Origin of the sequence: Paenibacillus phytorum (genome assembly GCF_013141715.1) — a bacterium.
Taxonomy (GTDB): Bacteria; Bacillota; Bacilli; order Paenibacillales; family NBRC-103111; genus Paenibacillus_E; species Paenibacillus_E phytorum.
In genome coordinates, this window is sequence record NZ_WHOA01000191.1 from 21,937 (window position 1) to 30,642 (window position 8,706).

Annotated in this window: 8 protein-coding genes and 1 pseudogene; all 9 read left to right on the forward strand. The window is 44.9% G+C overall.

The window, feature by feature from the left end:
* The first annotated feature begins 15 nt into the window (after nt 1-15).
* Nucleotides 16-726 (forward strand): ABC transporter permease, encoded by a 711-nt coding sequence (locus tag GC098_RS27350; RefSeq protein WP_171646364.1) that lies wholly within the window; start codon nt 16-18, stop codon nt 724-726.
* A gap of 22 nt (nt 727-748) precedes the next feature.
* Entirely contained in the window at nt 749-1,717 is a 969-nt protein-coding gene (locus tag GC098_RS27355; RefSeq protein WP_171646365.1) for an ABC transporter substrate-binding protein, read from the forward strand.
* 37 nt (nt 1,718-1,754) lie between these two features.
* Entirely contained in the window at nt 1,755-2,276 is a 522-nt protein-coding gene (locus GC098_RS27360; RefSeq protein WP_171646366.1) for a DUF2179 domain-containing protein, read from the forward strand.
* On the forward strand, nt 2,273-3,397 hold the full coding sequence (locus GC098_RS27365) for a mandelate racemase/muconate lactonizing enzyme family protein (RefSeq protein ID WP_171646367.1): 1,125 nt from the start codon (nt 2,273-2,275) through the stop codon (nt 3,395-3,397). Before GC098_RS27360 ends, GC098_RS27365 begins: the two co-directional genes overlap by 4 nt.
* A 6-nt stretch (nt 3,398-3,403) precedes the next feature.
* Complete coding sequence (locus GC098_RS27370) at nt 3,404-4,744, forward strand: lyase family protein (RefSeq protein WP_171646368.1); 1,341 nt, start codon at nt 3,404-3,406, stop codon at nt 4,742-4,744.
* 2 nt (nt 4,745-4,746) lie between these two features.
* Nucleotides 4,747-6,240, forward strand: a complete 1,494-nt coding sequence (locus GC098_RS27375) for an aldehyde dehydrogenase family protein (RefSeq protein WP_312880368.1) — start codon at nt 4,747-4,749, stop codon at nt 6,238-6,240.
* 21 nt (nt 6,241-6,261) lie between these two features.
* On the forward strand, nt 6,262-7,374 hold the full coding sequence (locus tag GC098_RS27380) for a Zn-dependent alcohol dehydrogenase (protein ID WP_171646369.1): 1,113 nt from the start codon (nt 6,262-6,264) through the stop codon (nt 7,372-7,374).
* 97 nt (nt 7,375-7,471) lie between these two features.
* Nucleotides 7,472-8,179 (forward strand): SDR family NAD(P)-dependent oxidoreductase, encoded by a 708-nt coding sequence (locus GC098_RS27385; protein WP_171646370.1) that lies wholly within the window; start codon nt 7,472-7,474, stop codon nt 8,177-8,179.
* Between the two features lie 361 nt (nt 8,180-8,540).
* Nucleotides 8,541-8,654: pseudogene (locus GC098_RS39615) on the forward strand (macrolide ABC transporter ATP-binding protein); the annotation flags it as partial.
* Nucleotides 8,655-8,706: the final 52 nt, after the last annotated feature.

The window sequence follows — 8,706 nt, forward strand, 5'->3', positions numbered from 1 at the left end:
GAGGTTTGGTTTCTGATGGACAAGTCGACAAATGCTTTGGACTTATTCGTAAACACCTTTATTACGAACAAAAGCATCATTCTTACTGCATTATGGCAGCACATTTACATTTCGTTAACCGCATTGGTGATTTCACTTCTCATTTCCATTCCGCTTGGCATTTTTTTAACGAGAAGGAAGAATATCGCGGGGGTTGCTATTGGAATTACCGGAGTTTTTCAAACAATTCCAAGTATTGCTCTATTTGGCTTCATGCTTCCGTTCGTCGGTATTGGTGTTAAGCCGACCCTCATAGCATTAGTTCTTTATTCGCTATTACCAATCGTACGCAACGTTTATACCGGTATTCTTGAGGTGAATCAGTCCATTGTCGATGCCGGGCGTGGGATGGGGATGACGAATTGGCAAATTCTCTGGAATATTGAATTGCCGCTCGCTTTACCTGTTTTAATGGCTGGCGTACGCACAGCCGCAGTTTTGACGATCGGGGTAACGACAATTGCTGCATTTATTGGCGCTGGAGGCCTCGGCGAAATCGTTTTTAGAGGCGTGGCACTTATGCGAACAGAACTGATTATTGCAGGTGGTTTGCCTGCGGCGCTGCTGGCTGTTATAACGGAATTTTTGTTGAAGCGTTTGGAGATCAAGGTAACGCCTAACAAACAATCTAACCCCAAAAAATCAAAGCGTTTGAAAAAGAAAGTGGAAAGAATCGCTAGAGTATAAAAATATGAGGAGGATACGACAAATGAAAAAAATGAAATGGTTAGCCGTTGCAATGTCCTTGGTCGTCTTATTACTCTCTGCATGCGGAAGCAAAGCGGTGCCGGCAGCAGGTACTGCTCAACCATCTTCGGCTCCGGACAAGGCGGCTCTAGACAAAAAGAAAATCAAGATGGTTGTAGGCGGAAAAGGGTTTTCAGAACAATACTTGCTAGCTCAACTAGTCGGTCAATTGATGCAGAAAAATACCGATTATGATGTCTCTATCAATGAATCAGGTTTTGCCGCATCCTCTTTTATTAATCAGGCCATGAAAGATGGGAAGGTCGATGTATTCGTCGATTATACAGGAACCGGTTTTTTGAATGTTTTGAAAGGTAAACTTGCGCCCGAAGATACGAAGGAAACCGTATATAAGAAAGTCAAAGAGGGATATGAGAAGGAACTCGGCTTCACTTGGCTTGAACCCCTTGGATTTACGAACACGTTCACCATTCTCTTAAGAGAAGAAAAAATGAAAGAATTAAACATTTCGACCTTCTCTGACCTTGTTAAACATGCGCCTAATTTGGTGCTCGGCATCGACAATACATTCTATGATCGGCAGGATGGACTCAAGGGCTTATCGGAAAAATATGGATATAAATTTAAAGATATTAAGCAAATGGAAATTCCTCTAGCTTTTCCGGCACTTGCTGAGAAAAAGATCGACGTTCTTGTCGCTTATTCCACAGACGGACGGATACCAGCATTGAAATTGGCAGCGTTAAAAGATGATAAAAATTACTTCCCGCCTTACTACGCCGCACCGATTGTCACCTTGGATTTTGCAAAAAAATATCCGGATGCCGTTCAAGTGATCAACAAGTTAGCCGGTAAAATTAATGATCAGACCATGTCTAAGCTGAATGCGAAAGCTGATGTAGAAAAAAGAACAGTTGCCGATGTTGCTAAGGAATTTTTGATCGAAAACGGATTGATTCCGAAAAAATAGCTTTCGAATTGCCGTGCTAATAAGGAGATGAGTTGCCTTGTGGACGTTAGTTGCCATATTTTTCATACAAGTCATTTATGTCTCCAGTTTGACAACCAGAATGATTTTAACAATAAGGGGCTACCGCTACTTTGCGGCTCTATTAAGTATGGTCGATATTATGGTTTATACGATCGGTTTGAAAATCGTACTTGATAATTTGAGCAAACCCATTAGTTTAGTCGTTTATTGTGTGAGCTATGGAATCGGAATTCTCGTTGGCATGAAGCTGGAAGAGAAACTAGCGCTCGGCTACATTAATGTGCAAGTAATTCCGAGCAGCCGTGAGATTTCGTTATCTTCCATTCTGCGTGGGAAAGGCTATGGCATTACGCAGTGGATGGGAGAGGGAATGGACGGCGAACGTGTTTTGCTGTCGATTACGATGCAAAGGCGAAACCAGAGTCAGCTGCTTCAGGAAATTGAGAACGTCGATCCGCATGCCTTTGTGGTCACTCATGACATCAAACAATATCGTGGCGGCTTTTTTGCCGGACAATTAGGAGGAAATAAAAAATGAAAATAACATCGATTGACATTAAACATTACCGAATTCCGCTTGATCCTCCATTTAGAGCATCTTGGGATCCTAAACCGCGTACTCAGTTCGGCTCCACGGTTGTTTCCGTTCATACGGATGAAGGTATTACAGGTGTTGCGTCCGGAGATTTAATGGTCGGTTTCGCCGGGCATGAAAATTTATTTATCGGTCAAGATCCATTCCAAATCGAACGGCATTCACAAATCATTGATAATATCGATTTGCATTACGGCCGAAACTGGCCGCTTGACCTCGCTTTATGGGACCTTATGGGCAAAGCGACCGGCCAGCCCATCTATAAGCTGTTGGGGGGCCGGCAAGATAAGATGCTCGCTTATGCGTCTACGGGTGAAATGCTTGCTCCTGAAGTCCGTGCTGAACGAGCAATCGGCTTGGTGGAAGAAGGATTTAAAGCGATGAAAATTCGCTTTCATAATGCAAACCCTAGAGATGATATTAGGATCGTGGAAGCCGTTCGCAAGGCTGTTGGCAACAAGCTGGAAATTATGGTTGACGCCAATCAAGGCTGGAAGATGCCTTGGGATGTCGAAAGAACGTGGGATTTAAAGCAAGCCTATCAAGTAGCCAAGGAACTCGAAAACCTCGGTGTCCTTTGGCTGGAGGAGCCTTTGCCGAGTCATGATTTTGTAGGTATGGCACAGCTTCGTCAAATGGTTGGTATTCGCATTGCCGGAGGCGAAATGAACCGGAATTGGTACGATTTTAGAGAAATGATACGGCATGGTTCATTGGATGTCTACCAACCAGATGTAGCTTTGACTGGCGGATTCACACAAATTAAGAAAGTAGCCGAGATGGCGCAGGCCAACGGGCACTGGTTTACGCCTCACAGCTGGAGCAACGGTGTGGGTATGCTTGCCAACCTGCAACTTACTTGCGCGATCAGTACATGTCCTTATTTCGAGGTACCTTATGATCCACCGACTTGGACACCGGAGCGCCGGGATTTCATTCAAGCTGACAAGATGAGGGTCGATAAGGATGGTTACATCTCTGCGCCTGATAAGCCGGGATTAGGGTTCGAATTGGATACAGAAATGTTAGCTAAATATGAAATCAATCAAGTTCACATGTGGTAGACAACAATGGAGAAGATGCGGACGGAAGAGGATTTTTTAGGGAAAGTGTCAGTTCCGGCAGAAGCCTTATATGGTATTTATACCGTAAGAACAGTTCGTAATTTATCTTTTTCCGGGCGACTATTAGGTGCCTATCCGGCCTATATTCGTTCACTCGCATTCGTGAAAAAGGCAGCTGCAAAAGCAAATTATGAAGCCGGAGTCGTTGACGAGCGAATATGTGAAGCCATTGAAGCGGCGTGCCACCAAATCATTTCAGGTGAGTATGAGGATCAATTTCCCGTTGATATTTTGTGTGGTGGCGGCGGCACCGGAATTAACATGAATATGAACGAAGTGATTGCAAATGTCAGCAATGAGCAGCTCGGCGGGAAGCGTGGCGTCTACGACCTCGTTCATCCGGTTGACCATGTCAGCGCCTCACAATCTTCAACCGATGTATGTCATACGGCCATGCGCATGACGATTATAGAGCTATGGAAGAAGTTGGACGGAGCTTTAAACAAACTGGTTTGTTCCTTGGATCAAAAGGCTGTCGAGTTTATGCCGATCCGGACGATCGCCCGCACCTGCTTTCAAGATGCGACAACGATCACAATGGGTAACCAGTTCAGCGGTTATTCAGCTGTCATTGAACGGCGAAGGAAAGAAATCGATCGTGCGGCCGACAGGTTATACATGATTAACTTGGGTGCAACTGTTGTCGGAACTGGAATTAGTGCACCTGAAGCATACCGGAAGGTTGTTGTCGATAAGCTGCGTGAAGTTACGGGTTCCTTCGATTTGCGCTTGCGCGATAATTTGTTCGATGCTGCTCAAAATTTTGATGATCTGGCGGAAGTTTCTTCTCGGCTCGCGTTACTGGCATCGACGCTAAGCAAAATTGCACATGATTTCCGCATGCTGTCCTCAGGTCCGGAAGCTGGGTTTGCAGAGCTGCAATTGCCTGCTGTGCAGCCGGGGTCATCTTTCTTCCCAGGGAAAATCAACCCAGTTGTCCCGGAGACGATGATTCATTGCTGTTTTCAGATGATCGGCTTTGACCGAACCGTACAAGCGGCATACGAGCATGGCGAATTGAACTTGAACGTATGGGAAGGGCTAGCCGCATGGAACATTTACGAATCGATGCGCATGTGTTCAGAAGCTGTCGACCATTTCGTTTCGGACTGTGTCAACGGAATCACGGTGAACGAAGAACGCTGTAAGCAATATGCGGAAAGCACAATCCCGTTTGTTCTTGAGCTTAAAGTAAAAGAAGGATATTCGAGCGTTTCGAACATGCTTAAGGAAGCGGGAAAAAAAGGTATCAGCATTAAAGAACTAGTTCAACAAGGAGGAGAATAAGCGTGGAAAATCCAAAACTAGAATGGGCCAAAGAATGGCTAGAAACGACGAAGCAGCTCTACATCAACGGTAAATGGAAAGATAGCTCGAGCAATCATCAAATCGATTCGATAAACCCAGCAACAGGTCAGGTGCTCGGTCATATTCAAGAAGCGACGAGAGATGACGTTGATCAAGCTGTAACAGCCGCTCAGAACGCTTTTAAAAGAGGTCCGTGGCCGTCTATGGGACGCAAAGCACGTGCCAATGTCATGCGCCGAATTGCTGAAGTTATTCGTATGCATCGTGCAGAATTAGCGACACTTGAAGCTCTTGATAATGGGAAATTATACAAGGAAGCCTATTACGACGACTTGGGCGAATCGGCTGATATTTTTGAATACTACGCAGGTTGGACAGATAAAATTCATGGTGAAACAATGCCGGTTGAAGGAGAGTTTCTAAACTACACGCTGCGTGTGCCAGTTGGCGTATGCGGTCAGATTGTGCCGTGGAATTACCCGATGCTGATGTCTACTTGGAAGCTGGCCCCGGCACTTGCCACGGGCAATACCGTTGTACTCAAACCATCTAGTGCAACACCATTTTCCGTCGTTCGTTTATTCGAAATATTACACGATGAACAAGTGCTGCCGCCTGGCGTCATTAACTTGATTTTGGGAAGCGGAAAAACCGGCTCCTATATTTCCAGTCATTTAGAGGTCAATAAAGTCTCCTTTACAGGGAGCACAGCCGTCGGCAAACAGCTTGTTCACGATTCGGCAGATTCGAACTTGAAGACGGTAACGCTCGAACTTGGCGGCAAGTCGCCAAACATTATTTTCAATGATCCACCCGATGTGGAGTATGCGATTGAACGTTCATTTACTGGGCTATTTACCCATAAGGGTGAAAAATGCTCCTCACCGACTCGCCTTTTCGTTCATAGGTCCTTATACGATTATACAGTTACGCGGCTTGCTGAGTTGGCGGATCGCTATGTACTTGGAGATCCGTTTGATCCGAGGAGTGATCAAGGAGCGCAATGTACGAAATCGCACATGGAGAAAATATTGGAGTATATCGAAATCGGAAAAGCCGAAGGCGCACGTGTCGCAGCCGGAGGCGGGCGGGATATGACCGGTTCGAACGCAAATGGCTATTTCGTTAGACCTACGATTTTAGCAGATGTGACAAATAGCATGAGAGTTGCGCAAGAAGAAATTTTTGGACCTGTGCTTGTTGTGATCCCTTTCGACGATGATGAGGAAGTCATAGAGATGGCTAACGATACTATTTACGGTTTGGCCGCAGGGCTGTGGACGAAAGACATCACTCGCGCTCATCGGATCGCAGCGAGGCTAGATGCAGGTGCAGTCTTTATCAACAAATACGGCTGTTACGATTTGGCCAGTCCGTTCGGCGGCTTTAAAGAAAGCGGTTGGGGCAAAGAATGCGGCATTCAATCGCTTGATTCGTATACGAAAGTAAAATCGATCTGGGTCAACTTAAACTAAATGAATGATGGAGAGTGTAATATGAAAGTTAAGGCAGCGATACGCACAGAACTCGGTAAACCACTTGTCATTGATTATGTTGATTTGGCTCCTCCTAAAGCTAATGAAGTGTTGGTCAAAATTGGCGCTTCAGGCGTGTGTCATAGTGATTTGAACAGTTTGAACGATCCAACACTTCGCTTACCGAACATTCTCGGGCACGAAGGATCGGGCATCGTCGTTGAAATTGGAGCCAATGTAAAAAGTGTGAAAGTGGGAGATAAAGTCGCTTTAAGCTGGATTCCGTATTGCGGCGTATGTTTGTTTTGTAAGAACGGCCAGGTCCATTTATGCGAAACAGCGTTCGGGCCTATATTCGACGGCACCTTGCTTGACGGTACATCACGGTTAAGTAAAGACGGCGAGACGGTCTATCACGATTCGGTCTTATCTACTTTTGCTGAATATGCCGTTGTATCAGAAATGTCCTGTGTGAAAATTCCAGACCAAATGCCATTTGCACAAGCAGCTTTGCTTGGATGCGGTGTCGCAACCGGATATGGTGCAGCCGTATATGCAGCGGGGGTAACAGCGGGGTCTACCGTAGCCGTCTTCGGTATAGGCGGTGTTGGTGTCAATGCGATTCAAGGAGCTCGAATCGTCGGAGCGTCGAAGATTATAGCCTGTGACCTCAAAGATCAGAACCTGGAGATTGCCAGAAAGTACGGTGCAACGCATACCATTAATGTCGGTAAAGAGGATGTCGTTGAAGCGTTAAAAGAGTTAACAGATGGCTATGGGGTCGATTTCGCGATTGATGCGACGGGTAACACGAACGCAACCGTTAGCGCTTGGCTTGGGACGCGCAGGGGGGGGACTACAGTTGCTGTCGGATGGTTCAACCCGAATAAAGAATTGAATATTCCTGCAAAAGCGTTTCATCGTCAAGCCAAAACACTCAAGGGCAGTCTTTACGGGAATATTAACCCGCTGAGAGATATAGCGATTTTGGCGCAGCTTTATTTAGACGGTAAGCTGCTGCTTGATGAACTTATATTGGAGAAAATTAGTCTTGATGAAATCAATAACGCGCTAGACTCATTCCATGATTGCAATTGTGTAAATGTAGGTCGCTCAGTTGTCATGTTTGAGTAAGTGTAAGATGAGAAGCTGCTCCGAATGGGCGGCTCTTCTTTTTTTTCACATATGGAGTCGATTCTAATTGTATCTGCATCAAAAAGGAGGTAGGCGTGTGAAAGAAACAGTATGTATTACGGGCGCAAGTAGAGGTCTTGGCTATGAGCTAACTAAACTTTTTTATGTGCATCATTATCGTGTGTTTCCATTGGTAAGATCAATTACTGCGGCTGAAAATCTTCTCAACGAAATGCCCAATTGCCATCCAATTATCGCTGATGTAGCTGAGGATACATGTACCGACATTTTGAAATCAGCTTTAAGCGCCCATACGGATGTGCTGGATATTTTGATCAACAATGCAGGGATACCGGGAATTGCTTACCAAATTACAACGGTCACGACGCAGGAGACGAGTGCGTTATTTAATGTGCATAACTTAGGCGTCATTCGTACGGTACAGGCTACACTCAGCTTTCTCGAAAGATCAGCTAAACCAAGAATTATTAATGTTTCGTCTAGACTAGCCTCTTTGACAAAGACAGCATCGGGAGAGTTCAATGAAGGCGGGTTTAGCTATTCCTATAGAATGGCCAAAGCCGCACAAAATATGTTAACTCTCTGTTTGGATCAAGAGCTAAGGAGCAAGGGCGTTCATGTGAGCTCGGTTCATCCTGGGAAAATCAATACAAATTGTGCATCCTATGATGCCAATTTGGAGCCAAATGAAGCAGCAAAAAAAGTTTTTGATTGGTGCAAAACGGCCGGTGTTCATAATTCAGGTAGTTTTGTAGAGCCTGGGATGGGGGGATTACCTTGGTAATCTTATTGAGATAAGTACAGCTAATGGAAATACATGGCTGCCTACACCATGGTTGGAGCCACAAAACCTTTTTTCTTGGAGACGGCAGGAAACATTCAAAGTGAATTGGTTTGAATGTAAAATGTTATGGCAATAATGCGATTCAGCATTAACGTGTGTATGTAGATTGATCTAAAGTTCGACTAGCTTGATGAAATCGGGCTATTTGGAATACACGCTTTGGCGCTCTTGTAGGATCAGCTGGGTTACTGATTTATTTAATCCTATGTTAAGTGAACAACTGAACATTATTCAGCTATCGGGTTTGTAGTGGGAATTTACGTTGCTTTGTGTTCTCATCGTCAAAAAATTCGACAATACGATTCGTAATCAGAAGATTGGATTTGTTTTTCAGAGATTTAACTTGCTGCCAAGGTTAAATGCTTATGAGAATGTGGAGTTGCTATTGATCTATCGGGGACTGAGCAAAAAGGATTGAGAGCCACTCGTTTTGCATGCACTGGAATCGGTGGATTTATTGGATCGCA

Bases quoted from the DNA above. Each gene is read 5' to 3' on its own strand.
- GC098_RS27350 (WP_171646364.1), top strand. From the start codon at position 16: ATGGACAAGTCGACAAATGCTTTGGACTTATTCGTAAACACCTTTATT.
- GC098_RS27365 (WP_171646367.1), top strand. From the start codon at position 2,273: ATGAAAATAACATCGATTGACATTAAACATTACCGAATTCCGCTTGAT.
- GC098_RS27380 (WP_171646369.1), top strand. From the start codon at position 6,262: ATGAAAGTTAAGGCAGCGATACGCACAGAACTCGGTAAACCACTTGTC.
- GC098_RS27370 (WP_171646368.1), top strand. From the start codon at position 3,404: ATGGAGAAGATGCGGACGGAAGAGGATTTTTTAGGGAAAGTGTCAGTT.
- GC098_RS27355 (WP_171646365.1), top strand. From the start codon at position 749: ATGAAAAAAATGAAATGGTTAGCCGTTGCAATGTCCTTGGTCGTCTTA.